General features: G+C 54.8%; 25 protein-coding genes. 7 read left to right on the top strand and 18 right to left on the bottom strand.

Features of this window, described 5'->3' with window-relative positions; genetic code table 11:
* From J2I47_RS14220 to J2I47_RS14195, 6 genes are all read right to left on the bottom strand, one after another.
* A partial coding sequence (locus tag J2I47_RS14220; RefSeq protein WP_207365246.1) for a hypothetical protein occupies positions 1 to 596 on the bottom strand: 596 nt, incomplete at its 3' end.
* A gap of 223 nt (positions 597 to 819) precedes the next feature.
* Complete coding sequence (tssD, locus tag J2I47_RS14215; RefSeq protein ID WP_207365245.1) at positions 820 to 1,233, bottom strand: type VI secretion system tube protein TssD; 414 nt, start codon at positions 1,231 to 1,233, stop codon at positions 820 to 822.
* A 12-nt stretch (positions 1,234 to 1,245) separates the two neighbouring features.
* Entirely contained in the window at positions 1,246 to 1,650 is a 405-nt protein-coding gene (gene tssD / locus J2I47_RS14210; protein WP_207365244.1) for a type VI secretion system tube protein TssD, read from the bottom strand.
* 149 nt (positions 1,651 to 1,799) lie between these two features.
* On the bottom strand, positions 1,800 to 3,044 hold the full coding sequence (locus J2I47_RS14205; protein WP_207365243.1) for an N-acetylmuramoyl-L-alanine amidase family protein: 1,245 nt from the start codon (positions 3,042 to 3,044) through the stop codon (positions 1,800 to 1,802).
* Between the two features lie 87 nt (positions 3,045 to 3,131).
* Positions 3,132 to 5,207, bottom strand: a complete 2,076-nt coding sequence (locus J2I47_RS14200) for a M16 family metallopeptidase (RefSeq protein ID WP_207365242.1) — start codon at positions 5,205 to 5,207, stop codon at positions 3,132 to 3,134.
* Positions 5,207 to 6,622 (bottom strand): M16 family metallopeptidase, encoded by a 1,416-nt coding sequence (locus tag J2I47_RS14195; RefSeq protein ID WP_229374602.1) that lies wholly within the window; start codon positions 6,620 to 6,622, stop codon positions 5,207 to 5,209. Before J2I47_RS14195 ends, J2I47_RS14200 begins: the two co-directional genes overlap by 1 nt.
* A gap of 211 nt (positions 6,623 to 6,833) precedes the next feature.
* Between J2I47_RS14195 and J2I47_RS14190 the strand changes: the two genes are divergently transcribed.
* Positions 6,834 to 9,227, top strand: a complete 2,394-nt coding sequence (locus J2I47_RS14190) for a glycoside hydrolase family 95 protein (RefSeq protein ID WP_207365241.1) — start codon at positions 6,834 to 6,836, stop codon at positions 9,225 to 9,227.
* A 29-nt stretch (positions 9,228 to 9,256) separates the two neighbouring features.
* Here the strand turns inward: J2I47_RS14190 and J2I47_RS14185 are convergent, their stop codons facing one another.
* The 3 genes from J2I47_RS14185 to nhaD form a co-directional block, all read right to left on the bottom strand.
* Positions 9,257 to 10,561, bottom strand: coding sequence for a serine hydrolase (locus J2I47_RS14185; protein WP_207365240.1), 1,305 nt, complete (start codon positions 10,559 to 10,561; stop codon positions 9,257 to 9,259).
* A 113-nt stretch (positions 10,562 to 10,674) separates the two neighbouring features.
* A complete protein-coding gene (locus tag J2I47_RS14180) occupies positions 10,675 to 11,850 on the bottom strand; it encodes an ATP-binding protein (RefSeq protein ID WP_207365239.1) in 1,176 nt (391 codons plus the stop codon).
* Positions 11,851 to 11,925: 75 nt separating this feature from the next.
* Positions 11,926 to 13,227, bottom strand: a complete 1,302-nt coding sequence (gene nhaD, locus J2I47_RS14175) for a sodium:proton antiporter NhaD (protein ID WP_207365238.1) — start codon at positions 13,225 to 13,227, stop codon at positions 11,926 to 11,928.
* Between the two features lie 119 nt (positions 13,228 to 13,346).
* On the opposite strand from nhaD, the gene J2I47_RS14170 reads away from it, so the two are divergent.
* On the top strand, positions 13,347 to 13,652 hold the full coding sequence (locus J2I47_RS14170) for a hypothetical protein (protein WP_374759907.1): 306 nt from the start codon (positions 13,347 to 13,349) through the stop codon (positions 13,650 to 13,652).
* A gap of 13 nt (positions 13,653 to 13,665) precedes the next feature.
* Here J2I47_RS14170 and J2I47_RS14165 read toward each other — a convergent pair whose 3' ends face one another.
* The 4 genes from J2I47_RS14165 to J2I47_RS14150 all read right to left on the bottom strand — a co-directional run bounded on the left by J2I47_RS14165 (position 13,666) and on the right by J2I47_RS14150 (position 16,076).
* Positions 13,666 to 14,121, bottom strand: a complete 456-nt coding sequence (locus J2I47_RS14165; protein WP_207365237.1) for a hypothetical protein — start codon at positions 14,119 to 14,121, stop codon at positions 13,666 to 13,668.
* Positions 14,118 to 14,918, bottom strand: coding sequence for a fimbrial biogenesis chaperone (locus tag J2I47_RS14160; RefSeq protein WP_207365236.1), 801 nt, complete (start codon positions 14,916 to 14,918; stop codon positions 14,118 to 14,120). The genes J2I47_RS14165 and J2I47_RS14160 overlap by 4 nt, the downstream gene beginning before the upstream one ends.
* 33 nt (positions 14,919 to 14,951) lie before the next feature.
* Positions 14,952 to 15,473, bottom strand: coding sequence for a hypothetical protein (locus J2I47_RS14155; RefSeq protein WP_207365235.1), 522 nt, complete (start codon positions 15,471 to 15,473; stop codon positions 14,952 to 14,954).
* Positions 15,474 to 15,554: 81 nt separating this feature from the next.
* Complete coding sequence (locus J2I47_RS14150) at positions 15,555 to 16,076, bottom strand: hypothetical protein (RefSeq protein ID WP_207365234.1); 522 nt, start codon at positions 16,074 to 16,076, stop codon at positions 15,555 to 15,557.
* A gap of 335 nt (positions 16,077 to 16,411) precedes the next feature.
* Here J2I47_RS14150 and J2I47_RS14145 point away from each other — a divergent pair, with 335 nt between their 5' ends.
* Positions 16,412 to 19,213, top strand: coding sequence for a COG1470 family protein (locus tag J2I47_RS14145; RefSeq protein WP_207365233.1), 2,802 nt, complete (start codon positions 16,412 to 16,414; stop codon positions 19,211 to 19,213).
* A 7-nt stretch (positions 19,214 to 19,220) separates the two neighbouring features.
* Here the strand turns inward: J2I47_RS14145 and J2I47_RS14140 are convergent, their stop codons facing one another.
* Positions 19,221 to 20,402: a cation:proton antiporter gene (locus J2I47_RS14140; protein ID WP_207365232.1), complete on the bottom strand. Its 1,182-nt coding sequence runs from the start codon at positions 20,400 to 20,402 to the stop codon at positions 19,221 to 19,223.
* 67 nt (positions 20,403 to 20,469) lie between these two features.
* Between J2I47_RS14140 and J2I47_RS14135 the strand changes: the two genes are divergently transcribed.
* The 4 genes from J2I47_RS14135 to J2I47_RS14120 all read left to right on the top strand — a co-directional run bounded on the left by J2I47_RS14135 (position 20,470) and on the right by J2I47_RS14120 (position 24,436).
* On the top strand, positions 20,470 to 21,516 hold the full coding sequence (locus tag J2I47_RS14135; RefSeq protein WP_207365231.1) for a dipeptide epimerase: 1,047 nt from the start codon (positions 20,470 to 20,472) through the stop codon (positions 21,514 to 21,516).
* Positions 21,517 to 21,667: 151 nt separating this feature from the next.
* Positions 21,668 to 22,747, top strand: coding sequence for an aminotransferase class I/II-fold pyridoxal phosphate-dependent enzyme (locus J2I47_RS14130; RefSeq protein WP_229374601.1), 1,080 nt, complete (start codon positions 21,668 to 21,670; stop codon positions 22,745 to 22,747).
* Positions 22,662 to 24,008, top strand: a complete 1,347-nt coding sequence (locus J2I47_RS14125; protein WP_207365230.1) for a serine hydrolase — start codon at positions 22,662 to 22,664, stop codon at positions 24,006 to 24,008. The genes J2I47_RS14130 and J2I47_RS14125 overlap by 86 nt, the downstream gene beginning before the upstream one ends.
* Positions 24,005 to 24,436, top strand: a complete 432-nt coding sequence (locus tag J2I47_RS14120; protein ID WP_207365229.1) for a hypothetical protein — start codon at positions 24,005 to 24,007, stop codon at positions 24,434 to 24,436. Before J2I47_RS14125 ends, J2I47_RS14120 begins: the two co-directional genes overlap by 4 nt.
* Positions 24,437 to 24,451: 15 nt before the next feature.
* Here J2I47_RS14120 and J2I47_RS14115 read toward each other — a convergent pair whose 3' ends face one another.
* The 4 genes from J2I47_RS14115 to J2I47_RS14100 all read right to left on the bottom strand — a co-directional run bounded on the left by J2I47_RS14115 (position 24,452) and on the right by J2I47_RS14100 (position 26,584).
* Positions 24,452 to 25,294, bottom strand: a complete 843-nt coding sequence (locus J2I47_RS14115; RefSeq protein ID WP_207365228.1) for a sugar phosphate isomerase/epimerase family protein — start codon at positions 25,292 to 25,294, stop codon at positions 24,452 to 24,454.
* Between the two features lie 129 nt (positions 25,295 to 25,423).
* The gene (locus J2I47_RS14110; RefSeq protein WP_229374599.1) at positions 25,424 to 25,879 is read right to left on the bottom strand and encodes a c-type cytochrome; all 456 of its coding nucleotides are present in this window, start codon (positions 25,877 to 25,879) and stop codon (positions 25,424 to 25,426) included.
* Entirely contained in the window at positions 25,866 to 26,267 is a 402-nt protein-coding gene (locus J2I47_RS14105) for a HEPN domain-containing protein (RefSeq protein WP_207365227.1), read from the bottom strand. Before J2I47_RS14105 ends, J2I47_RS14110 begins: the two co-directional genes overlap by 14 nt.
* Positions 26,264 to 26,584 (bottom strand): nucleotidyltransferase domain-containing protein, encoded by a 321-nt coding sequence (locus tag J2I47_RS14100; protein ID WP_207365226.1) that lies wholly within the window; start codon positions 26,582 to 26,584, stop codon positions 26,264 to 26,266. The genes J2I47_RS14105 and J2I47_RS14100 overlap by 4 nt, the downstream gene beginning before the upstream one ends.
* Positions 26,585 to 26,592 lie beyond the last annotated feature (8 nt).

Here is a 26,592-nt window from a genome sequence, read left to right as displayed (position 1 = left end):
CCCAATACCAGCAGACGGCGATAAGCCCCGGCAGCAAAGTAAACCGCAATAACATCAAGTGCCCCGTTGAGCAGTGCCTGAGCAAAATAGGTGCCTGCCCGATGAATCTCTTCGGGCGTGGTGGCCTTGATGGCGGTTTGGTAAAACTTCACCAGCAGAGGCAGTACCTTCATTAGCAGGTCATAGACCGCCACAGCACCCATCAGCAGCAGCGCCACCTCGCCCCCCAAAATGAAAATGGCCGTGACAGCCACAATAAGCAAAATACCCTGCCAGGTAAGCAGGCTGCGGACAAACTGCATCACCGAATCTATAGCCTGCTGCCCCAACTGGTGAACGCCGCTTTCCATTGCCTGCACAAGCCGCCCCCACTCCGAATGACCAACGGGCGCGCTGACCGCCTGCGCGGCCTGCTGATGATGCGCTGAACTCCACGACTGTTTGAGCCGTACCCACTGTCCGTGCAGTCCCGCTTGCCGGATGATGAACACTTCGCGGTCGTTGAGCACAAACGTGTGCACCTCCCGGCGCCCCATCTCGCTAAGCTGCTGAATGCGGATGTCGGGTGCAATGGCTACCGCGCCGGCACGGGACACCTGATGGCTGCTGAATGGACTTGCCGACGGCGCCACAGATCGCTGAGGCGCTGGGGGGCCATAAACAGGCCGGGCTGTTGTGGCCGTTGGGCGTCTGGTAGTCAGGGGCGTTAGGTGGGGTGTATGAGCGCTTTGAGAAACGCTGGCCCGCAGCCAATCCCGTATCCTGTTTTCAACATACGCTTTGCTAACAGTCCCCGATAAGATGAGTCTGTATTCCATCTTATTGATGCGGCATCCAGTCGAGCCAGTTGTTGTCGTGTAATTTGTTGTCGAGGTTGATGCGGCGGGCGGTCAGTGATAAATCAAAAGTATAGGCGGCTGTGTCGCCCCCGGCCATGAACACTTCGCGGTATTGCACGCAGTAGGTGTCGTAGAAATAGAGCGTTTTCAGGGTGCGCCCTTCCAGGTCCTTAAACGTAATGTGCCCGCTGAGGGCCTTTAACGGGTCAACACCCCAACTGCATAAAACACCATTGTCCGACCCTAACAACGATACCCGGATCATGCCACTGCGTACCCCCGCTTTTGGGCGACCCTTCACGTCGTCGGGCTGCACAAACTCGTAGTGGCAGTGCATGAGCGTCATGGGTTGCATGCCGGGAACGTGGAATGTCGATTCGATAGAAGCTGCCATGCCTGAGTGGGGTTAGTGCGCCTCGATAGCGGGCCAGTTATTGTTGTGCTGAATGCCGCCCACAATGACCTTTTCGGGCGAAATAACAATGGTCGTAATCATGCTCACCGCCGAACTGGTACCGTCGAATTCTTCCTGCATATCAATACAGTACGCGTTTATGAAGGCTATCTCTTTCAGGGTAATGCCGCTCGGGTCGACGTAGGTAATTGTGCCGTTTAGCTGCATAGCCGGGTCGAACATCCAGCCCGTCACGAGCGAATCGTCGGTCGAGTTGAAGGCCACCGTGAGCTTACCGCCGTAGGTTGGTGAGGCCGGTCGCACCAGTACATCAACCTCCTGGTGCATGTTTATTTCGACGGAATTAACCCACGTCTTGAAACTGCCCACCGTAAGATACGCACTGAACGAAGCCACAGGCGGAGGTCGATTAAAGGGTACAGTAGTATGAATAAAGCACCATTGAACTCAAAGCTAACGTCTACTTTTGGTAAAGATTGTTTCTATATGGAATAGATAGATTTTTTTTCGTGAACGGTTCAGCACACCTACATGGCGTGCATTAATCAATGGCGCCGCACCCGTTTTAAGCCTTTCCAGATTGCTTTCGCCATTTTTTGGCGAAAATTGGGGTCGGTGGCCAGGGCCTCGTCGGCAGGGTTGCTCAGAAAGGGACCTTCCACCAGCAGGTTGGGGTAATCGGTAGGGCTGTTGAAGAAGAAATTGAAATTTCCCACGTTGCCGAACTCCGGCAGGGGCAGCTTAGCCAGCAGTTCGGTGAGCACCGCCTGACTCCACGGCCTGAAACCAAGGTGTTTGTAATACGTGCTCAGGCCCCGTGCCCCCGCCCCACCCGAACCGGCACGCCGGAGCGGCTGGACCGCCGACGAGTTGAAATGAATGCTCACCAGCAGATTGGGTAACAGCTTCCGCATGGCCCTGATCCGGTCGGTGGGGCCGAGGGTGGTATCCGTTTCGCGCACCATCACCACCCGCGCTCCGGCTTTTGTCAGGTACGTTTGTAACCGCCGCGCCACGTCGAGGGCCAGATCTTTTTCCAACTGACCCGTTTGAATGCCTTTCCCACCCGTGTTGCTGCCTCCATGTCCGGCATCAACGGCAATGACCATACCCCGCAGCGACCGCCCCGCCGGTGGACGCCGCAGCCGGATCATGAGCGTAGTGCGCTGGTAATACAGTGAAAAACCCCAGTGAGTCGGTCCATGCCGGGGCGTTTTCAACGCTATAAATACGCGAATGTGTTCATCGCCCACCTGCTCGAACCAGACCCGTTCCACGGTTTGTAGGGTTCGTAACTGCGTGATCCAGTTGGTGTTGATAGTGGCTCCGAAGATATCCAGCGTAAGGCGGTTGGGGGCCAGTTCGGTAGCACTCTGGTAGGGTAAGCGTTCGGGCAGGCGAATGGCTATGTAGTCGAAGAGGCTATCGCCATAGACGGTCCAGTTGCCGGTAAGCAGAGCAGGGCGAGGCAATGCAGCAGGCAGGGTATTTAGCAGGCTGTCGGGTTGCAGTTTGGGTACAGAATCGGCCCGTACCTGCTCCATTGGCACAAATCCCGTTTGGTTTGGGGCCAGCCTTACGCGATACAGGTTGTCGGCCACCCCCGTAATGCGTAACACCACCCCTGAGTCCAGCGTTTCGCGTTTGGCCCCACCGAGGCGGTCGGTGCCCTGGCCGTAGTAAAGGCTTGTCAGGTTTGTGCGCGTGCGCACGGTCAGCAACGTGTCACGTACGGATGTTTGAGCCAGGGTGGTCAGGGGAAGAAGGAGCAACAGAAACAGTAATCGCATAGATAAGGGTATAAAAACACAGAGCCACAGAAAACACGGAGAGAAGTCTCTATGCTCAATGTGGCTCTGTGGTCAAACCTTTTAATATCAATTCACACTGAAGTCAGCGTCTTTCAAGCCTTTATTTACGTCTACTTTATCAACCGAAAGCACCATGTTCATGGGGCCCATTGGCTGCCTGATCGTGTAGGGGATTTTCACGCCGTTCACGTCTTTGTAATCAGCATAACCTACGGTTTGCACAACCTCGCCCTGCGGTCCTTTTTGTGTCGACATGGTTTGTACTTTCAGGCCAGTAGTGGTGTCGAAAAAGTCGGTCCAGGTGAGGCCGCTGGCGGTAGTGTTTTTCACCCGGTAAGCATCTTTGCCGTCAACTTTTTCGGTGCCTTCCAACGTACTTGTAACCTTGTTGTCGGCGTAGCGTAGTTCGGGGAAAAGACCGCCCTGCACCAGCATCTGATCGGCGTCTTTACCGTCTAATTTTTTGGTTTCGCCACGCATGGTCCGCGAAGCCGACGTGCCATCGCTGACGGTCTTGAACATCTCCATGCCCATCATCGTGGCCGACATAACCGACTTGTTGGGTGCCTTGGCTTTGCGGGTCATCAGCATGGCTCTGCCCTGTACTTCGGTGCTCATCTGGATGCTCATGTCCTGAATTTTCATCAGGGCATCTTTTCCACCAATGGCTGCCACATACTTGTCAATCACCTGCTGGGCGGTCATGCCCACGGGCACGGCAGCGGCAGCTTTGGGGGCCTCCACGCGGTTGCCTTTGTTGTCGTAGTACTCAATGTCGCCGAACCGTTTTAGCTTGTCGGCAATCTCGCCCGCCTTGCCTACCACCACAATTACGGCGTTATCGGGCTTGATAAACTGCTTGCCCGCTGTTGATACGTCCGCTTCGGTGATGTTGTCAACGTATTTCAGGTAGTTGGCAAAGAAGTCTTCCGGCAGGTTGTAGCGGGCCGTGTTGATGGCGAAGTTGGCGATGGTCTGCGGGTCTTCGAGGGTGAAGATGAAGTTACCCCCAAACGCGTTTTTGGTCTGCTTCAACTCGGCTGCCGTAACGGGGCTGCTGCTTACCGACTTCAGTTCGTTCATGATCTCGGCCACCGAACTGTCCGTCACCGCATTACGCACGCTGGCCCCTGCCCGGAACCGGCCAATCAGCCGGTCGCCGCTCAGGTTCGAGTACGCGCCGTAGGTGTAGCCGTGCTTTTCGCGGAGGTTGTTAAACAGCCGCGCCTCCGACCCGCCCAGAATATCGTTCATCACACTCGCCAGAATGGTCTCCTGCGAATACGGTTTCAGCACCACGGGATACACCACCGAGATTACTGACTGCACCGACGAAGGCCGGTCGACCAGCGCGATTTTGGTTTTGGCAATGGGCGCGGGGGCCGGGTAGGTGGGCTTGGGCACGTCGCCGCGCTGCCAGCTACCCAGCGATTTCTCGACCAGTGCTTTGGCCTGCGCCAGTGTAATATCACCCACTACCGCCATGTAGCCAATGTTGGGGCGGAAATAAGTGGTGTAATAATTCTTTACGTCGTCGAGGGTGATTTTGTCCACCGACTCTTCCGTTTGCTGCTCACCGTAGGGATGATTTTTGCCAAACATCACCACGTTGGCAACCTTGCTGGCAATGGCGTTCGGATTGTCTTTCTGCGACGCCAGGCTTGATTTGGTCTGCTTTTTGAGCTTGTCGAGTTCAGCCTGCGGGAACGCCGGATTCAGCACCACGTCCGACATTAGTTCGAACAACTTGCCCACATTTTTAGTCAGCGAACGACCGTAAACGTTTGTGGCAGACGTGCTTAGATCGGCACCGATGAAGTCAACTTCTTCGTCGAGTTGCTCTTTGGTGCGGGTTTTGGTGCCCGTCCGCAGGAGTTGCCCGGCGAAATTGCTCACCCCTGCCTTGTCGCCTTCCAGCAGCGGCTCCCGGTCGAGTACGAGGTTGACGGCCACGCGGGGCAGCTTGTGATTTTCGACCACAAACACCTTCAGGCCGTTGGCGAGGGTGAAGGATTCGGGCTTGCCAATTTTGATCTGCGGCGCGGGGGCGTCGGCGGGTAATTTGCTCCTGTCGAGCGGGGTCTGGGCAACGGCTGCAGTCGTTAGCAGTGAAAGGCCCAGAAGGGTATGTTTGAACGTCATTATTTTGCTTTCGGTAAATAATACAACACTACCCGGTTTTCGGGCTTCAGGTATTGGTTCGCCACGCGGCGGACGTCTTCCTTGGTGACTTTGTTGTAGCGGTCAATTTCGGTGTTGATCAGGTTGGCGTCGCCGTAATACATTTTGTAGTTGGCGAGGTTTTCGGCCACTCCGAAAATGCGGGCGTTCTGGTTCACGAAATTGGTTTCGAGCTGGTTTTTCACTTTCGTCAGTTCAGCATCCGTGACCAGGTCTTTCTTCACGCGGTCGATTTCAGTGTTCACGGCTGCTTCCAGGTCGTTGGGTTTAACGCCTTGGTTAGCAATTGAATACGTCAGGAATAATCCCGAATCTTCGTTAGCCACCGGAAACGCCGCCGACTGTAGCGCCTTTTGCTGCTTGTCGACAATCTCCTTGTTCATGCGTGAGCTTTCGCCCCCGGCCAGAATAGTCTGCAACACCTCCACGGCATACGAGTCGGGCGTGCCCTGCGCGGGGATGTGGTAGGCCTGCACCACGGCGGGCAGCGTGATGTTGTCATAGATGGTATCGCGCACCTCTTTTGTCTGCTCCGGCTCTTTGATGTTGGGGCGGTAGACGGTCTTTGTTCCCTTCGGAATTTCGGCGAAATACTTGTTTACCAGCGTCTTCGCCTGAGCAGGGTCAATGTCGCCGGCAATAGACAGGATGGCGTTGTTGGGTACGTAGAAGTCTTTGTAGAACTGCCGGAACTCGTCGATGGTGGCGGCGTTGAGGTGTTCAAGCGAGCCGATGGGCGCCCACTGGTAAGGGTGCTTAGTGTAGGCATGCTTGAGTACTTCGGTGAAGATGGAGCCATAGGGTTGGTTATCAATCCGTTGGCGTTTCTCTTCCTTCACCACTTCCCGCTGCGTTTCCACCCCTTTCTCGTCGATCTTGGCGTGCAACAGCCGCTCTGACTCCAGATACAGACCCAGTTCGAGCTTGTTCGACGGCATCACTTCGTAATAGAACGTGCGGTCCTGGCTGGTGTTGGCGTTGAGCTGACCGCCGTTGCCTTTCACGATCTTCATGTATTCGCCCCGCTTAATGTTATCCGAGCCTTCAAACAGCAGGTGTTCAAAGAAGTGGGCAAAACCGGTGCGGGTGGTCTGCTCATTTTTCGAGCCTACGTGATACATCATCGTCACGGCCACCAGCGGTGTGCTATTGTCCTGATGCAGAATAACATGCAGGCCATTGGGCATGTCAAATTCGGTGAATTTGATGCGGCCAGCCGTGGCTGATGAAGCAGCTGTTGATTTTGCGCCGTTGGCGGCCCCTGCTTTCACGACCGCCTGCATAGGTGAGGGTTTGGCCGGGGATTTTTTCGACTGGGCTGGGGCTTGTGCGTAAAGGCAGGTGCCCACGGCCAGCAGCCATAAGGTTCGTTTCATGCGTATTGGTTTTTCAGTTATTGATAGGGTTTTGTCCTGAGACAAGTCCTAAAAATACAACCCCGACGTTACATACCGTAACGTCGGGGTTAGTGATTACATGAAAGGAAACCAATGCGTGATGAGTGGCGAAACGGGGCGTAGTTGACCGGTAGGTCAAGTAGTAGCTGAAAAAGCAGTGCTTTTCTGAAAACGGTTAACTGCGCGCTGCATGAAAAAAATAGTCCTGCTTTTATTTGTTATCACCGCCAGGCCCGCCCCTGCGCAACAGCCCGATAAGACGCTATGGTATAACCAGCCTGCGCAGTATTTTGAAGAAGCGCTGGTACTGGGCAACGGCACACAGGGCGCTACGGTGTTTGGTGGGGTGGGGACAGACAAAATCTACCTCAACGACGCCACGCTCTGGTCGGGTGAGCCTGTTCAGGCCAATATGAACCCCGACGCGTACAAAAACATACCGGCTATTCGGGCGGCACTGCAACGGGAAGACTACAAAGAAGCCGACCAGCTCAACCGAATGCTACAGGGGAAGTTTTCGGAATCGTTTGCCCCGTTGGGTACGCTGTTTATCAAGACAGGTCACGGCGCGGCGAGCCAAAAATACTACCGGCAGCTTAGCCTGACCGATGCTACGTCGTTGGTGCGGTACACCGTTGGCGGAATAACCTACACGCGGGAATACTTTGTCTCGAAGCCCGACCAGCTCATGGTGATCCGGCTGAGGAGCAGCCAGCGGAGAGCACTGTCGTTTTCGCTGACGTTCAATAGCCTGCTGCGTAATCAGGTAACGGTAGCCAACAACATACTGATGGCCAGGGGAACGGCCCCCGTTCGGTCGGAGCCGAGTTACCGGGGCGACCTGCCCAATGCCGTGGTGTTTGACCCCGCCCGTGGTACACGCTTTACGACCCTCGCCAAAATCAAACAGACTGATGGCCGCCTCGTCACCACCGACAGTACGCTGGGAATTCAGGGAGGTACCGAGGCGCTCATTTTTGTGTCGATGGCTACCAGCTTCAACGGGTTCGACAAGGATCCTGCCACGCAGGGACTACCCGATACACAACTGGCCACCGACCGGCTGAACAATGCGTTTGCCAAGTCCTATGCTCAACTCAAGCAAACGCATGTAGCTGATTACCAGCGACTTTTTAGCCGGGTGAGCCTGTCTCTGGGGAAAAGTACGGCTCCCAGTTTACCCACCGATGAACGCCTGAAACGGTATGCCGAGGGCAAAGAGGATACCGATCTGGAAGCGCTCTACTTCAATTTCGGACGGTATCTGCTCATCAGCAGTTCGCGTACGCCCAGCGTGCCGGCCAACCTGCAGGGCATCTGGAACCCGTACATCCGCCCGCCCTGGAGTAGTAATTACACCACCAACATCAACGTGGAGGAGAATTACTGGCCCGCCGAAAATACCAACCTCGCCGAGATGCACCAGCCCCTGCTGACGTTTATTGGTCAGCTTGCCAAAACGGGTGCCATCACCGCCCGCACGTTCTACGGGGCAAAAGGCTGGTCGGTGGCGCACAATTCCGACATCTGGGCCATGAGCAACCCCGTGGGCGACTTTGGCAAAGGTGACCCTATGTGGGCTAACTGGAACATGGGCGGGGCCTGGCTGAGCACGCATTTGTGGGAGCATTTTGCTTTTGGTCAGGATAAAACTTACCTGCGCCAACAGGCATATCCGCTTATGAAGGGGGCGGCCCAATTTTGCCTGTCGTGGCTGGTAGACGACAAAAACGGCAACCTCATTACCTCGCCCTCTACCTCGCCCGAAAACCAGTTTCTGGCTCCCGACGGCTACAAGGGAGCCACGCTCTATGGCAGCACCGCCGACCTGGCCATGATCCGGGAGTGCCTGACCCAGACGGCCCTGGCGGCCAAGACGCTAAACGTAGATGCCCCCTTTCGCGATAGTCTGGACCGGGCCCTGGCGCGGCTGTACCCGTATCAGATTGGGGCGGCGGGCAATTTGCAGGAATGGTATCACGACTGGAAAGACGTTGACCCCAGGCACCGTCATCAGTCGCATTTGTTTGGCCTGTATCCGGGCCACCAGATTCGGCCCGACCGCACGCCCGACCTGGCACGGGCTTGTCGTAAAACGCTGGAAATCAAAGGCGATGAAACAACGGGCTGGTCGAAAGGGTGGCGAATAAACCTCTGGGCGCGCCTCTGGGATGGTAACCACGCCTACAAAATGTACCGCGAGTTGCTGCACTACGTCCTGCCCGACGGGGTAAAAACAAGCTACGCCCGTGGCGGGGGCACCTACCCCAACCTGTTCGATGCCCACCCGCCGTTTCAGATCGACGGCAACTTTGGTGGTACGGCGGCCGTAGCCGAAATGCTGCTTCAGTCAGACGAAGAGGGTGTCCGGCTGTTGCCCGCCCTGCCCGACGCCTGGGCGAGTGGTGCTGTGCGGGGGTTCCGGGCACGTGGGGGCTACGAACTGGCCATGACCTGGGCCGGTGGTCAACTAAAAACCGTTACGATTTCGTCGAGAATGGGTGGTCAGACTACGCTAATGAGTCAAGGTAAAACAACCGTTGTTTCACTAAAGGCCGGGCAGTCATTGATCATAAACTGGTGACTATCAAGTAGTAACCGTCTATTATATGGCTAATTGGCTACGTCTTTCACAACCGGGCGGCTGTCGGATTTCCGTTTTTCGTAAAGGACCCGAAACCGGCTTAGGTTGGGTACGTGGGGCCGTTTGCGGGTCAGTTCATACTGGTATATCGTCTGGCCCAACTGATACAGAAACGGATGCCCAACGGTTTCGTAGTCGTACTTGTCATCGTTCAGAATGCCGTCGCTGTTGACGTAGATTGTGGCTGTGAGCATGTATTCTACGTTGTGTTTGACATCGGCTACATAGGAGGCATCGGTAAGAAATCCGTAGGCCCAGCCCACCTTGTTGAATACCCGGACGCCGTCGGGCAGGCGGTGATGGAGGCTATCCTGGAAAAAGAATTTCACGTAGGTATCGTAATACTGCGCGGCGTCGTATTTCGGGTAATTGGTTTCGCCCGGAAACTGCGACAGGTATTGATACAGGAATGTGTAGTCGGCGGGGGTAAGGCCAAAGCGTTGCCGTGCTGGTACCGATTCGGGAAAGAGCGTGGATTGCAGCAACTGCTGCAGGCTTTCCAGCGGGAGTTTGTTGCGGGTGGTAAAATCAAACGGCTCATGCACCAGGCTGTCGTTGGCGGTATAGTAACCCTTGCCCAGTTTAGCCGTCCGGCTAAAATCGAACGGGTCGGGATTGTAGGCAGCGGGTTGCGCATACAGGATCTTGCCGTCTTTGCCCAGAAACCGGACCGGATTGGTATGCCGGTTTTCTTCCGGCGACATCCGCACAAATCGGTGGGTGATGCGCGTGTCGGGATAGCCCTTGGCGTGGAGCGTCCGGTTGATGGCCTGCTGCCCCACAAATTCGTACAGGCGGCTGTAGGGGTCATTTTCGCTGACAAGCAGAGCCTTTTTAATCAAATGCGCCACCGACGGATACCCCGTTTGGGCGGTGTTATCGGTCCATTCGCGGGTCTGATGGCTGTAGGCGCTGTCGAACTGCATGGCCGTATCTCGGGTCAGGTCGGGCCGTTTCAACGCGTTCAGTTTTTCCAGGGCCAACAAGGCCAGCGGCAGTTTCACCGTCGAAGCCGGGTTAAAATACTCGGTGCTGTCGACCCGGAAATAGTAGTTGGTAAACGAAGGCCGGTTTCGTGCGTCGCGGTTGATCTGGGTATAAATAATCTGCAATCGGTAATTGTTGGGTTGCCTGATAACCGACTGGAAACTAGCATTTTGATTGCGTGAAAACAGCGTCTCCAGCAGTGCGTCGGTGCGGCCTTGCCCAAAGCCGGACGTGGCTAAAAAACAGAGGGCCAGCAGCCAGGTGGTTTGTTTACGTAATAGGTGCATGGCCCTGAAAATGCAGAAAAAGCCCCAAACGACCAGAAAAATCAACGCAGCAATGCCACCAGCCCCAGATACACGCCCGCCCCGGCGAGGTAACCCAGCCGGGTCATCATGTATCACTCATAGACCGCAAACCGTTCGAGGTAAGTAGGCAGCGTTGCCACGCTACACAAATAGACCCCAGGACGTAACTCGTCGTCGGATGCGCTGGGCGTTACCAGCAGCAAAGGGGGATTGTCCAGATCCTGCAATGCCACCGTGTTTCCTTTACTAAGCGTAGGCTGATTGGATAGTTTGATTTCCAGTGCTACTACAATACGCCCACCTTGCTCGATGACTAGATCAAGTTCAGAACCCTGTTGTGTACGGTAGAAAAACGCTTGGCTACCGGTCCCCAGGACAGCCACTACCTGCTGAATGACATAGCCCTCCCAAGATCCCCCCGCTGCCGGATGACCAATCAGGGCCTCTTCGTCATAGAGTCGTAGTAAGTGATGCACCATGCCTGAATCGCGCACGTAGGCTTTGGGAGATTTGGTTAAACGTTTGCCAACGTTGACAAAATAGGGCTCCAGTCGCCGAATCAGGAAAGCCTGTTCCAGAAAATCGATGTATCGTTGTACTGTTGTTTGCCCCAAACCCAGTGATCTGGCTATGTTGGCATAGTTAAGCAGACCCCCCTGCTGACTAGCCAGCATAGTCAACAGCCGCCGTACAAGATCTGGGGAAGCCGACAAGCCAAGTTGGGGCAAGTCGCGTTGCAGATAGGTAGCCACAAAAGACTCAAACCAGTCGCGCAGGCGCTTTGTGTTGGGTGCCAGATAGGCATTAGGAAAACCACCCCGCAGCCAGTGAAGGCGGTATGAAGCCGGAAGAGGCAACTCTTCGAGGAGCAACGGGTGCATTTCGAGGTAGACCACCCGCCCGGCTAGTGACTCAGACGTATTGCGCAGTAGGCTTGGTGAAGCCGACCCCAACAACAGAAATCGCCCTGCTTCCCGCCGTTGATCAATCAGCCCTCGCAACAGTGGAAATAGGTCGGGCAGTTGCTGCACTTCATCGAGAATAATGGTCTGGTCGGCCCGATTGCTTAAATAAAGCTCAGTGTCAGTCGTTAACCGGTCGCGTTGCGAGGGCAGTTCCAGGTCCAGGTAAATAGAAGGACGTGGCAACCGCTGTTGCAGTGTTTTAACTAGCGTTGTTTTTCCCACCTGCCGGGGACCAACCAGTACAACAGCCGGAAAATAGCTGATCTGATCAAGCACATAATCCTCTAGAATCCGTCGAATCATGCTCAATATTCATGTAAATCCTCCACAACACGAAAGATTTACATGAATAATTTAACGTGAAACATCCGATTTCAGCTACCGTAGCAACGCCACCAGCCCCAGATACACGCCCGCACCGGCCAGGTAGCCTAGCAGGGCCAGCCAGCTAATCTTGCGCAGGTACCAGCCAAATTCGAGCTTTTCCATGCCCATCACGGCTACGCCCGCCGCCGAGCCGATGAGTAAAATGCTGCCGCCGGTGCCCGCGCAGTAAGCGAGAAATTCCCACAACTGATTGTCGGTGGGGTAGGTGTGCAGATCATACATGCCCATGGCGGCGGCCACGATGGGTACGTTGTCTACCACCGCCGACACCATGCCGATGAGCAGCACAATCACATCCAGGTTACCCACAGCCTGACTTAGCGAGTCGGCGAGGAGGCGCAGGCCACCCACGGCTTCCAGCGCACCCACGGCCAGCAGAATACCCAGGAAAAACAAAATTGAGGGTGAATCGATATTCTGGAGGGCATAGGCGGGGGTGAGCGGTTCGCGGGCGGCCTCGTCCTTGTCCTTGTGAATCACCTCCGACGCTACCCAGATTGTGCCCAGCACCAGCATCATACCCATGTAGGGCGGCAGGCCCGTCAGCGTTTTAAAGATGGGTACAAACAGCATGCCCCCCAACCCAATAGCCAGCATCAACCGCCGATCGCGGCGACGTACGCGCGTCACATACGGGCGGCTGGCTCCCTCTTCCTCACCAGAGGGCACAAAGGCGGTAGTTTTAGCGGGGTAGCGCATGGTCAGAATACCCAGCGGTACCAGCATAGCCACCAGGCTGGGCAGCAGCAGTGTCTTAATGATATTGAGCGTAGTAACTTGTCCGCCAATCCAGAGCATGGTTGTGGTGACGTCGCCGATGGGTGACCACACGCCCCCTGCGTTGCAGGCCACGATGGTCATACCCGCCATGATGCGCCGTTGCTGTGGATCATGCACCAACTTCCGCAATACAGACACCATCACGATAGCCGTAGTCAGGTTGTCGAGTAGAGCGGAGAGAAAAAAGGCCAGGAAGCTGCTGATCCAGAGCAGGGTACGGGTGTTGCGGCTGGCAATGCGGTCGGTGATGAGCGTGAACCCGTCGTGGGCGTCAATCAACTCCACAATGGTCATGGCCCCCAGCAAAAAGAACAGGATTTCGGCAATATCAATCAGGTGATGCCCCAGTTGGTCGCCCACCAGATGCGCATCTGCCACCCCCGACAGCGCGTAGATTGTCCAGCACAATACGCCCGTGATGAGTGCTGTGGCTGTTTTGTTGAGGTGAATAACGTCTTCGAGCGTAATGAGCAGGTAGCCCAGCAGAAAGGCGATGAGGAGGGTGAGAAGCATGGTGGGAATTTAATGTACAATGCACAATGTATAATGGACAATGGCTTCGCGCTGAAGCATATGAGCGCGAAGCCATTGTCCATTATACATTGTGCATTGTACATTAAATTCATTTTTGCTTGATCATTATCGTTCCCTGGCTCTGGGTCAATGGCATGACCATCTGGCCGTTTGTGTTGGTGCGCCGGCCAAACCCCTCGGCGCGGTTGCTCAACCATGAGCGTATCCATCTCCGGCAGCAGCTCGAGTTGGGCCTGCTACCGTTTTATATCTGGTATTTTGCTGAATACGGCTATTACCGCCTCCGGGGCCTGCGCCATTACGACGCCTACCGGGCCATTCGCTTCGAGCGTGAAGCTTTTGCCAACGACGAAAACCTCGACTACCTAAAGTCGAGGCCTTTTTGGGGGTTTCTAAGTAAATAGTTTGAGAACGTTACTACGGAGAAGTCAGCAGGAAGGTGATGGTGGTAGTATAGGCACCTCCCGGTTGCAGAATGGCGTTACCCCCCGCAAGCTTATATTCAAGGGTGATGGCGTAGTTCGTGACTGCGGTTGTCTGTCTGGATGAGACCAGCGTCTGGTATACCGTGCTGAGGTTAAAGCCTGCGTTGGTGTTTCCCGGAATGTTCGTGGCGCGCAGGTGCATCTGGCCAATGGGGATGCTCCTGACGCCCGACGTCATATTGCCCGATGCTTTTGCCTGAAGGCTATACTGTACGTTGGCTGCTACACTTACCTGAACAGTATTGTGCAACACAGTCACGCCGTTCTGGTAATCAGCCGCGGTAGCTACGTTGATGACCGGGTTGCCCAGCACCGTCAAGGTCTGTGCCCAGCCCATCAGCGTTAGCAGCAGTCCGCAGAGGGTAAACAGCAGCACTCGCTTGTTCATTTGACATCCGTTTCAAGTTCAGCTACCTGCAGGGGCACATCGGGACCGCTGTCTATAATGGTAATGATCAGGTAACGGCCCGACGGCAGTTTGGCGGGTAGGGGAGCGTTAACCCAGATGCGTTCGCCAGGCATTGAATTGACCGAAACAGATTCCAGTTTCAGTTCTTCCGCCGTTTTCAGGTTCGTCAGTTCTACGCGCATGTGGCTTTCCAACTGCATCTCGCCGGTGTTGTTGACCCGCACCCGCACCCGCCGGTCTCCCGACCCTTTCGTTACGGCCACCGTGTCGATACCAATCGTTTTTAGCTTCACGTTGCGCGGCGTGTGGTAAAGGTGAACGCCCAGCTGTACTTTGAAGATGAACCCCGATTTTACACCCTGCGCTTCCGCAATTTCGCGTTCGTTAATCTGCGTCAGCATGAGCATGCCGTTGTGCAACTGCGCTGGAACAGGGCGGTCGGGGTTGAGCGATACCAGCATGGTTTGTTCACCACCGGGCAGCAACTCAATCGTTTCGGGCTGAACGCGCAGGTAAGGGCAGCAGGAATGCGGCAGTTTACCCGGTGCATAAAACTGCTTTTCCCCCACCGAATCGCGCCGCCAGTCGGCACAGCTGGCCCGGATCACCATGCGCACTTTGGTGGGGTTGGTAAGCTTGATGCGAACAGGCGACAGCTTGCCTGCATCTTCGTCGAAATAAAGTTTGGGTGGCTCTACCTGAAAACCGGCCTGGGCCATAGCCGCACCCGCCAACACCCAACCCAACAGCATGCCTACGATAATCTTGATAGTCATAAAGAAGCGGAGAGTCAGTAAACTGCAGACTCCTCAGTTAGCAACCGCTGTAAAGGTTAGGGTGGTTGTATAAGCACCGGCGGGCTTTAAAAAGGCCTGATTACCAGCGCTCGTTGAGTACTGAAGGCTGATCTGCCGCGTTGTTGAGGCCGGTACGGCTGTAGCCAGTGCCTGATCGGTAATGCTTAAAGCTACCGTTGGGTTGGCTGCTGCCTGACCCGTATAGCTGGCCTGAGCCGCCACGTTACTCACCGGAATGGTGTTGGCCCCGCTGGTGAGGGTGGCCGTTGTGGTCTTTACTTTCAGATCGTAGGCCCGGTTGCAGGTGACCGATATTTGGTTGGGCACCGACGATGATACCCCGTTATTATAGTCGGCGGGGGTGGCAAAGTTGAGCGTCACGGTAGCCGTGTTGACGGTGAGTTGTAGCACGTCGGTCAGGTTAACGGTCATGGTGGCATTGCCCGACGACTGGGCCACCGCTTGACCCGAACCCAGACTGGCGGCGAGTAAGGCCAACGCAAAAAGGCGCTGGCGAATAGAGGTATTAATCATTGGACCAGTGTGTTAGTTGGATAGAGTTGAAACGCCTCCGGCTACAGCCTGTAACCGGAGAACATTTCGTTTTACAAGCAATTAATTAGCTGAAGCCGTAAACGTCATTGTCGTTGTGTACGTGGCCGCTGGTACCAGAAATGCTTCGTTTTTGGCCGAGGTTGAGTACTGCATCGTAATCGTTTTCGACATCGACGGGGGAATCGACGCTGCCAGTACCTGATCGGTGGTCGACAGGGCTGTTACGGTCTTGGGTGTGCCCAGGCCGCTACCTACTGTCTGCGCTGAGATGTTGCTGACAGGAATCGATGTTTTCCCGTCTGACAGATCACCTGCCGTTTTCACGCTCAGGTCATAAGGGCGGTTCGACGTGACCGTTAGCTGGTTGTTGACCGTTGAGCTAACGCCGTTGTTAAAGTCTTCGGGTGTACCAAAGACCAGGTCCACCGTTTTGGTGTTGACCGTCAGTTGCAGAACGTCCTTTACCGTGACGTTCATCGCCGACGTACCGGTGGTTTGAGCCTGCGCTGAGTAAGCGCCCAAACCGGCAGTGACAACCGTCAGCACTAGCCGACGCAAGGATCCTTTTTGGAATGCTACCATAGTTTACTGGTGTTAAGTGTGAGAAAATAGACGGTAAGCGCACTAGAAAAAATTGGAATAGAAACGGAATGAACGGTTTGGTAATGGCAAAACTGGTTGAATCGGCACAGTGAGCGAGTTATCTGTTAGTGGTTAGGCTGTTAGCCAGTTACAAAGGCCATACTACGTAACAAGAAATACTTAAGTACATTCTCCCAATCTATTGTAATTTATTTGTAAAGATTGTGTAACTGTTCGTGTACAAATGGCATGCCATTTGCACACGAACTAATAAATCAGTACGTATTACTATCAACTTTTGATTGCTTGTGGGAAAAATCATACTCATACTTTCTTTGGTCATATGCTCTTATGTTGATGTTTTGGGCTACAAATCCCGTGCCGCCATCTTGTTAGTCGATCAGGATTATATAGATGGCACAGCGGGTGAGACCTTCAGCAACCGCATCACGCTACTGAATGATACCGACGAGGCCAGCATACTGCGGCTTATACTGAAGGCACCGCCCGCTTTTCGGCTGCTGACGCAGTTGCCCGCTACCATGACACTGGCCCCCCACTCGTCGCGGCAACTGCTGCTAAAATTCATGATCGAACGCACGTGGAACGGGGAGGAGGGCATTGTCCGCATTGAAACGTCGCAGCATGACCCCACGGCGGGGTCAGCTGTCCAGTTTATCGTGACACCTAACCGTAATGCACCCAGCACATTGCTGTTTTCGCTGCTTGACGAAGCCCCGTTTGTAGCACCTAATCAGGACACGTTGCGGGTACCTGTTCGTTTCTCTAACCAGGGACCACACGCCCGCAACCTCCGCGTCCGGCTGTTTTCTATGCCTGCCGGATTTCGGTTACCCCACTCATTTTTACCCATCAGTATACCCGCCCGGCGCGATACCACCCTCTACCTGCCATGTCTGGTGGGGCGGGCACTGGAGCGAGACCGTCGCTATGACCTGACCATCGAGGCGCAGGAGGTGAATGAAACCGGCCTGTTGGGCTCCTTTTTGGGTAGTGTGGCCTGTCGTCCGGTATTGCTGGCTACGTCCAAACACTGGGCCGACCGGTCGTTGCTGGGTGGTGAAAACCCCTTTGGGGTGGCCGTGGGGGTTGGCCGGTTTGGCCGGGCCGGCATAGTCAATGAGTTCCGTACGTGGGGGCATAAGGAACTGGGCAAAGGCCGCCTCGACTTCAAGCTCTACTACCTTAACTATGCCGATCTGAATTACCATGAACTCCGCGACACCTACATACAATACGAGCAAAAAGGGTTTGAACTCCACGCAGGCAGCATCTACGATTACCACGAACTGCCGCTAATTGGGGTGGGGCTACGGGTGGCGGGTACGTTTGGCGAAGCTACTCGGCTGGAAGGCTGGGCACTACGCAATCAGTCGAACTGGCTGGCGGCGCTCATGCCCAGTACGCTGGGGCAGTTTCAGAGCACACAGCCCGTAGCCGATCAGACCTATTCAATGCGACTATCGGGCACGTTACCCCTTAGTGGCGATGCTCGCTACGAATTCAGCAGCAGCTACTACCAGCAGCAACGCCTCGAACGGGCGGGTACGCTCAGCTACGCCGCCGCACATTGGCAACTGAATCCGCACTCGACTATTAAACTGCGTGTGGGCAACAGCTTCGATTTTGCGCCGGGGCATCCGCAGCGGGAACGGCTCATGGGCTGGGCGGGTGGTGGTTCGTATAGCCTGCACACCAAACCTCTTGATGTATACGCCTCTGCCTACGTGAGCAGCCCTGTCTATGGGGGCATTCAGCGCGGGGCCACCTTACTGGAACACAGCCTTACGCTGAAAAAATGGGCCAACACCCGGCTGTCGTACCGGTACAGTCAGATTCAGTACAACCAGCAGATTTTCACGTCGATTAGTGAGATGGGCAACCGGCGGTACGGCAACACCCTGGCTGAAGTCTACTGGGTGCAGCAGTTTGGGCGAGTCACCAGCATCGTACGGCCTTATTTCTGGCTTCAGTCGCAGTCGTTGCCGGATGGGTTAAATCAGCAGGCCAACGCCTACCGGCTCCAGGCTACCCTGCGCTACGAGGCCCGGTCGGGCGCGCGGGTGGAGGTGGGCGTAGACGCGGGCCAATTCGACCACGTGACACCACCGACAGATCAGTTTCGGGTGGGGTCGTTCCGGTATTATGGCTCGGTGGGGCGCGGCAACCTGAACCTGATGGGCCTCTACCAGCAGGGCCCCTTCCTGATCAACGACTACCTGCCCGGCCAGGGCGATCCGGGAGGGTATCGGCAATTTTCGGTGGGTCCAACGGCGCAGTTTAGCCTGCTCAACGGGCGGCTGAGGGGAAGCCTGGGGGCCAGCTTGAATTATAACAGTATGGCGAGTTCCTGGAATGGGCTGCTCTACAACAGCATGACCTTTGCCGCCAACGAAACAATGCGGATTCGCTTCGACGTCAATGCCCTGTCCTACGCCAATCAGTTCGCCGATATGTCGACGGTGCCGTGGCAGGAATCGCAGATGCGGGTGGAGGTGGCCAAGACGTTCAGGCGGTTGCCGGGCCAGTCGAGCCGGACGTTGCGGCTGCGTTTTTTCGACGATGAAAACAACAACCAGAAGCGCGACGGAAACGAGCAGTACAGCCAGGATTTGGTCGTGAACGTGGGGCGGCTGGCCATGATTACCGACAAAAAAGGGCTGATTATCTGCAAAGATCTGCCCAACGGCACGTACCCCGTCCGGGCAGTATGTCGGCTGAGCACCGGCGAACCTGTCTGGTATCAGGACACTGTGCAAATAACCGGTTCATCGGTTAGCCGCGATATGGCGATTCAGAAGACGTGGCGTATTGCCGGTACCCTGCGTTGTAATCGTGTCAAATACGATACGCAGCCCTGTGGTCTTGACCAATACCGCATCGAAACCACCGGCATTGCGGGGGAACTCTACCGCACCTACGCCGACGAGCAGGGGCAGTTTACGTTGTATTTGCCCATTGGTCAGTATCAGGTGGCCGTTACGCAGGCGCAGTCACCAGCCAGCCGCAAGCTCGTTACCTATACCGTAGAACCGAAAGGACAGGCCACTCCCCTCAGCATTGAGCTGGACCCCAGCGGTCGCCCCGTTCAGATCAGACGATTTACGAAGCTGTAGGCCTGTCTTAGCCTATCTCCCGTTCGCCCTTGTACCGAATCGTGCCGATGGCGGTGCCGATGGCGGTAAGGATGACCACAAGGGTGAGGATGCCTTCGCGGAAACCGGTGAGTTTGAGGGCCTGCGGGATATTGGTGTAGAGCAGAATGGTGATGAGGCCGCGGGGGGCAATCCAGTTGAGGGGGCGGGCATCGCCCCGGAAGAGCGCACGGAGCAGTGGCCACCGCACGGCGAAGATGACGATCACGAATAAGCTGCTGACAATCAGGGCGTCGGGGTCAATAAGGGCTTTCAGGTTGATGGAAAAGCCGTAGAGCAAAAAGAAAAATGTGCGAACAATGAAAGCCCCTTCGGCGGTGAGGTTTTTGAGTTGGTCCAGTTCCGTTTCGAACAGGTCACTCTTGAACAGCCGCGCCAGGTTGCCCCGGATGAACAGGTCGGTGTTGTTGAGAAACAGCCCGAAAATGAGCACCAGCACCAGCGACGACAGGTCGTAGATATCGGCAACGGCGTAAACCAGAAACAGTACCGAAATGATGGGCAGGAATTTGACCGGGTGGTTGATTCGGCCAATCAGGTAAAGCAGCGCAAAACAGCAAATCAGCGAAATAACGCCCATCAAAATCGTGTCGCGCACAAAGCCGAAAGCCGCTCCCCAAACCGATTGATCGCTGACAATGAGAAAGTTATACAGCATAATGCTGATGATGGCCGCAAAGGACGTCTCGTAGGTACTAAACTCCCGCTTTTCAGCCGATAGCGGGCGCACGGCCTGGCCGGCAATGGAACTACTGATGATGCCGAAAGGTAGAGTGTTGAGCAGGCATTTGTAATACGACTCGTCCAGAAGCAGGTAGAGCATGGTGGCCAGCAAGAGCGTAGTCAGCACGATGGAGAGCAGCGCCATCAGCCCTGTGCGGCGCACCAGGCTGAGCCGTTCAGGTTCAATATCAAGGTCGAGGCCCCCTTCCAGCACCACCAGAATGAGCGACAGCGTACCCAGCGTGGAAAGCGTGGGCACCACCAGCGGCACCTGGATCGACAGCGAGTTGGTAACCAGCCGCAGAATTACGCCCAGCAGTAAGAGCAACAACACGGGCGGCGTTTTGAACCGACTGCTGAGTAAATCGAAGCCATACGAAATGAGTACGGCCAGGCTGAGGACAAGAATCAGGTAAGAGGTGGTCATTAATTGAAAACGGCAAACTGAAAACTGAAAACGCCGTCAAGTTAGCCCGAATCTGTAATTTGAGGCCATGGAACTGCTTTTACACCGTGCCAGCCTACGCCTGCGCCACACATTTACCATTGCCCATGACAGCCGCGACGTGCAGGAAACGCTTATTGTGGAACTGCGCGACGGGCCGCTGTCGGGCTTTGGGGAGGCCACGGCCAATCCTTATTACGGCATCACGATAGACCGCATGATGACCGATCTGGGCCGCGTGCGTGACCTGATTGAAACCCCCAACTGGACTACCGCCGAAGCCCTCTGGGACCGGCTGCATGAGGCACTGGCTACTAACCCGTTTGCGCAGTGCGCCATCGACGAAGCAGCGCATGATCTGGTGGCCAAACACGCCGGGAAGCCGCTGTATGCGCATTGGGGGCTGGATTTGAGCATGCCTCGCCCACTTACGAACTTCACCATAGGGCTTGACACCCCCGACGTGATGCTGACCAAAATGCAGGAAATGCCCTGGCCCCTATACAAGGTAAAATTAGGCCGGCCAGACACTGATCTGGACACGTTGCGCCTATTGCGGAAACACACTGATTCCCGTTTTCGGGTGGATGCCAACTGCGGCTGGACGGTGGACCAAACGCTGGCCTTCGCCCCTGAACTGATAGCCCTGGGCGTGGAATTGATCGAGCAGCCCCTCCCTGCCGATGACTGGGCAGGCATGACTCGCCTTCGTAACGAACTGCCCCAAAAACTGCCCACCGGGACCACGTTGCCCCTTATTGCCGACGAAAGCTGCATCACCGAGACGGATGTGGCCCGTTGCGCAGGCTATTTCGACGGCATCAACATCAAGCTGACCAAATGTGGTGGTCTCACCCCCGCGCGGCGCATGATTGCCGACGCCCGGCAACGGGGTTTGCGCGTGATGGTGGGTTGCATGACTGAATCAAGTGTGGGTATTTCGGCTATCGCTCACCTGCTGCCCCTGCTCGATTATGTGGATATGGACGGCTCGCTGTTAATCACCAATGACCCGGCCACGGGTGTCACCTTCGATTATGGTCAGGTACGTTATGTAGATGCAAACGGCACCGGCGCAGTGTTGATCAGGGAGTAGTGGCGGGTGAATCTTCGTGTATAGCTTCGCGCTGTTTGCCCTTCGACAAGGCTGGTTTTTGTCATCCCTCCTTTGTCGGGATGACAAAAACCAGCCTTGTCGAAGGGCAAACAGCGCGAAGCATAGAGAAAAAGGATTAAATCATATAGCATTGACAATCAATCAGCTACCTAACCGGATAATTACTCACGAAGGGTGTGAGTACCTGTTTTTTTCGGGTACGTCGTATCTCGGTGTTGCGCAACATCCGCACATGCAGGCGCTGCTGGGCGAAGGCGTAGCCCAATATGGGCTGCACTTCGGCGCATCGCGGAATGGCAATCTGCAACTAGCTGTTTTCGACGAAGCTGAGTCAAAACTGGCTCTCAACGTGGGTGCTCCTGCGGCCTTGACAACATCGTCGGGAATGCTGGCGGGGCAGGTGGTAGTCGACTGGTTAGCCCGGCAGGTGGGGCCAAAGGCGGTGGGGTTTCAGGCCCCCGGCACCCACCCGGCTCTCTGGCATCCACTGCTAACGCCTCAAACTATTGACCTGCATAAACATGAACCGTTACCGCCGGATGTACATCCGGCCTATATCCTGACCAACTCGGTCGATGCTATCCGGTCGGTACTGTTTTCGTTCAATTGGCTTAGTCAACTAACTGACGTTCAGCAGATTTGGTTGGTCGTTGATGATTCGCACGGATTGGGCGTGCTAAACGGTGGGCGGGGAATATGGCCGCAATTGGCAGAGAAACTAGCTCATAAACCTAACGTCCGCCTGATCGTAACGGCCTCGCTGGCGAAGGCTATGAGTCTGCCCGCCGGGGTTATTTTCGGCGATCCCGATACACTGGCTGCTATCCGGCAAACGGCCTATTTCGGGGCTTGTTCGCCCATGCCACCTGCCTATGCCGATGCCTTCTGCCACGCCGACAGGGTATATGCGCAGGGGTATGACCGGTTGATGGGCAACATTGCCCTGGCCGAAGCCGCCTTGTTGCCGTCGGGTCTGTTCAGCCACGCCATAGGCTACCCCGTTTTCTACACCGACCACGATGAATTGTATCCGTACCTGCTGGAAAACGGTATTTTCGTTTATTCATTTGCCTACCCCACCCCCGCCGACAAAGCCAATACCCGTATTGTCATCAGCGCATTTCATGAACCACAAGACATTGATAATCTGGCTATTGCTGTTCGTCGCTTTGCACAACAGCATCCCCACCTTCGCCCAATCCGTGCCTGATCTGGGTACCCGTTTAGGCAAAACAGACAAGTTTCTGGCCGACTTGCTCAGCAGCAGACCGGAACTGTTTGGCAAGGTGCTGACTAACCCATCGGCCTATGACGTGCAGATTGTGTACACCCAAATAAACCGCGACGCGCAGAACCGGCCTTCGTTCAAAACGTATCGCTATCAGGTCGACAAAGACCGGTATTTCTATCCCGCCAGCACCGTCAAATTACCGGCCGTGCTGCTGGCATTGGAAAAACTGAATGCCCTCGGCGTACCCCGCGACGCGGCCATGATCACCGATTCGGCCTATGCCGGACAGACGCGGGTACAGCGTGACACCACAGCACAAACAGGCTTGCCCTCAGTGGCTCAATATGCACGTAAAATATTGATTACCAGTGATAACGACGCGTTTAACCGGCTCTATGAACTGGTAGGCCAATGCCCGTTTAATGATGGTTTGAAGGCCAAGGGATACGGGAATACCCGCATTGTGCATCGCCTCTCATTGCCGCTTACGCCCGACCAAAACGCGCATACAAATCCCGTTGCGCTCCTGCCCGGCCTGCGTAAGGTGCCTACCAGGCAGGAGGTAGAAAGTGGTGCCTTGCTGAACAAAGATCTAAAACTGGTGAACGCGCAATTTTGCGACCATACGCCGCAGGCACCCGGCCCTATTTTGCGTGGCACCGGCTACATGGTGGGACGAAACTACTACGTGGGTGATTCGCTGGTGAAAAAGCCGTTCGAGTTTACGGCCAAAAATGCGTTTCCGCTCGACGACCAACAAGCCATTCTACGGGCGTTGCTGTTTCCGGAATCGGTAGCGCCGAAACAGCGTTTCAATCTCAGGCCCGACGATTATCGGTTTGTATACCAGTACATGTCACAGCTACCCCGCGAAACACGCTGGCCCAACTACAAGGCAGACACCAGTCTGTATGATAGCTACTGTAAATTTCTGCTGTTCGGTGACCAAAAAACGCCCATGCCGAAGTCCATTCGTATCTTCAACAAGGTAGGCGATGCCTACGGCTACCTCCTCGACAATGCCTACGTCGTCGATTTCGACAAGGGCGTTGAGTTTATGCTCACGGCTATGATTTCGTGCAACAGCGACGGGATTTTCAACGACGACAAGTATGATTACGACAGCGTAGGCTATCCGTTTATGGGCAACCTCGGTCGGCTGATTTACGATTATGAAGTAAACCGCAAAAAGCCCCGCCAACCCGACTTAAGCCGGTTCCGCGTGCCCTATGATCAATGAAAAGACGAGCTTATCTGGTAGTGCTGATAGGTGCACTGCTGGCCTGCACTAAACCCGCCGTTGACCCACAACCCGCCGATGATGGCGAGAAAGTAGCGGGTAGCTATGAGATCAGCCATATCCTTTATGATGCACCCGGCGTGGATGATGATTCGGACGAACAATACCCCCAAACGATTGCCAAAATCATTTACTCCGCCGGGCTGGAGGTAGAACGAATCAGCGCTACGTCGGTGAAAATCAGTTTAGTGCGCCGCGAAACAGGCCAGAAAAACGCCGTAAACGTGGTGGGTACACCCAACCTCCGTAACAACGCAGTTTACCGCGACACCACCAACGTAGGCGTGGCCGATGGTAAGGTGCTGAACCTCGACTTTGTCAATAATGACGTTCATGTCATCATTGAATCGAAGAAAAAAGTGAAGTGAGCGTCTGATTACTTTTTATTTCAATCCCCGCAGAAAGGCAATGCTCTTAGGCATTTGATCCATGGAACGCGACGATTCATCTTCGATAAAAAAGTGCTTCACGCCCGCCTTTTTGGCCGCAGCCATAAACGCGGCAATGCCCACGTCGCCCGCGCCGAGCACAATATTCGATTCCACGTCGTCATGACCGGTCATGGTGTTGGGCGTACCGGGTTTGCGGTCTTTCAAATGGGCCAGCAGGAAACGTTTGGGGAATTTTTTCAGTATCGCCACGGGGTCTTCTCCGGGAGCTTTCACCCAATATACATCCATTTCCAGGTTAACGGCTTTGGGGTCTAACTGCGGCACCATGTAATCGAAATAGGTGGCCTGCATGTCTGGTATTTTCTGGAACTCATAGCCGTGGGTGTGGTAGCAGAGCATAAGTTTCTCGTCGGCCAGTAGTTTGCCGGCCGTGTTGAACACGTCGATAGCCCGGTCGGCATCACCCTGCGTAAACAGGTCGGCGGTGTGGGGGATCCAGGCGCAGATTACATATTTCGCGCCCAGCACTTTGGCTTCGTTAATAACTTTCGGCACGTTATTTTCCAGATCATCAAAGCTTGCTGCGGTGCTGATGGCCTTTAACCCATTCTTGTCCAGTTCTTTTCGAAATGCTTCGGGGGTCATGCCATACGTGCCGGCCACTTCTACTTCGCGAAAACCCATTTGCCTCACTTTAGCCATTGTGCCGGGTACGTCGGCCTTAAACTGATCGCGGAAACTGTACAGTTCCAGCCCCACAGGAGCCGTTTGCTGGGCCAGTGTGGCAGCAGGAAAAGCCGCCAGCAGCAGGATAGTAAGCAGAGGTGTTTTCATTGTGAGGGGTATAGGATTGGTTAGCAGAAGAAATGCAGTTTAGGCCGAATCTACTTTGATCTGTCTAACAGGGCGATTGGCTCCGTTCGTTTCTACAAAAAAACGGAGCCAATCGCTCCGTTAGACAGATCACTTTTTCGCGGCCCGTTGCGCTGTAACCTCAGCCGTCGTAACGGCCTCGGCCTTGTTGCCGAAGTTGCTGCGAACGTAGGTGAGCACGTCGGCAATTTGGGCATCGGTCAGAAAGTCATGAGCGGGCATAACGTTGTCGTAGGTTTCGCCTTCTACTTCGGCGTTTTGAAGGCCGTTGAGCAGCACGCCAATGAGCCGGGCTTTGTCGCCATTGACCCAATCGGTACCGCGCAGGGGTGGATTTAGACCAGGCACACCGCTGCCATTTACCTGGTGGCAGGTGAGGCAATACTGCTTATAGATAGCCGCCCCTGGTTGCGTTTGACCCACCGACGAGCCGCTTTTTGCACCGCTTACAATAGCGCGGGTGGTTTGTTTTGCCTTTTTCGACTGAGCGAAAAGCGTAGTCGACAGGAAGAGGGATGAGAGGATAATACAGCTAAGTCGCATCATTCATAAATGGTTGAGTATGTAAAAAAGCCTCTACGTGGAGAACAAATTCGCTGGCATATTCGATGCTTTTAGTAGCATCTGCCTCCGTAACGTCATAATCGAAATCGTAATCGCCTGACTGACGAAGTTCCAAGCAGCTTTCCAGCCAAATAATAGTCTCGCGGGGCAAAAGGCCGGATTTTATAAATAATTCACTAAACCTGTTTTTGGCTCCCCGATGCGAATTGGCATGGAGATCATGTATCCGTAACAAGGCATTTACAGCATCAAAAATGGCATAATAGCTCCTGTTGGGAACGCCCGTATAACGACCTGACTGAAAAATCAGCCGGGCATCGGCCAGGCAATCGAGAGAACGCCCCATTAATCGAATAACATCCTCTTTCATAACGCAATACCCTCCTGCCGAACATGGCGGATAAACAGATTTTGAGACCCGTTCAGTCGAGAAGCCTCTAATACAATAGGGGAGATCAGGCAATTATATTTAACGGAAAGATCAACAACAACAGGTGCAATTCGCTCTACTTCACGCCACCGTTCTACACGTTCTATATGCAACACAACTGCCAGGTCAACGTCTGATTCGGCATTATAATCGCCTCGTGCGTAGGAGCCATACAAGATAACCTGCGCCAACTGGTCGCCGTAAAGACGTAACATGGATTGCTTAAACTCAGACGTTATCTGCTGTAGCGATGTCATGACTTTTG

Origin of the sequence: Fibrella rubiginis (assembly GCF_017353185.1) — a bacterium.
GTDB lineage: Bacteria > Bacteroidota > Bacteroidia > Cytophagales > Spirosomataceae > Fibrella > Fibrella rubiginis.
Note: the sequence above shows the minus strand (reverse complement) of the source record. Positions and strands in the feature narration are given on the sequence as shown.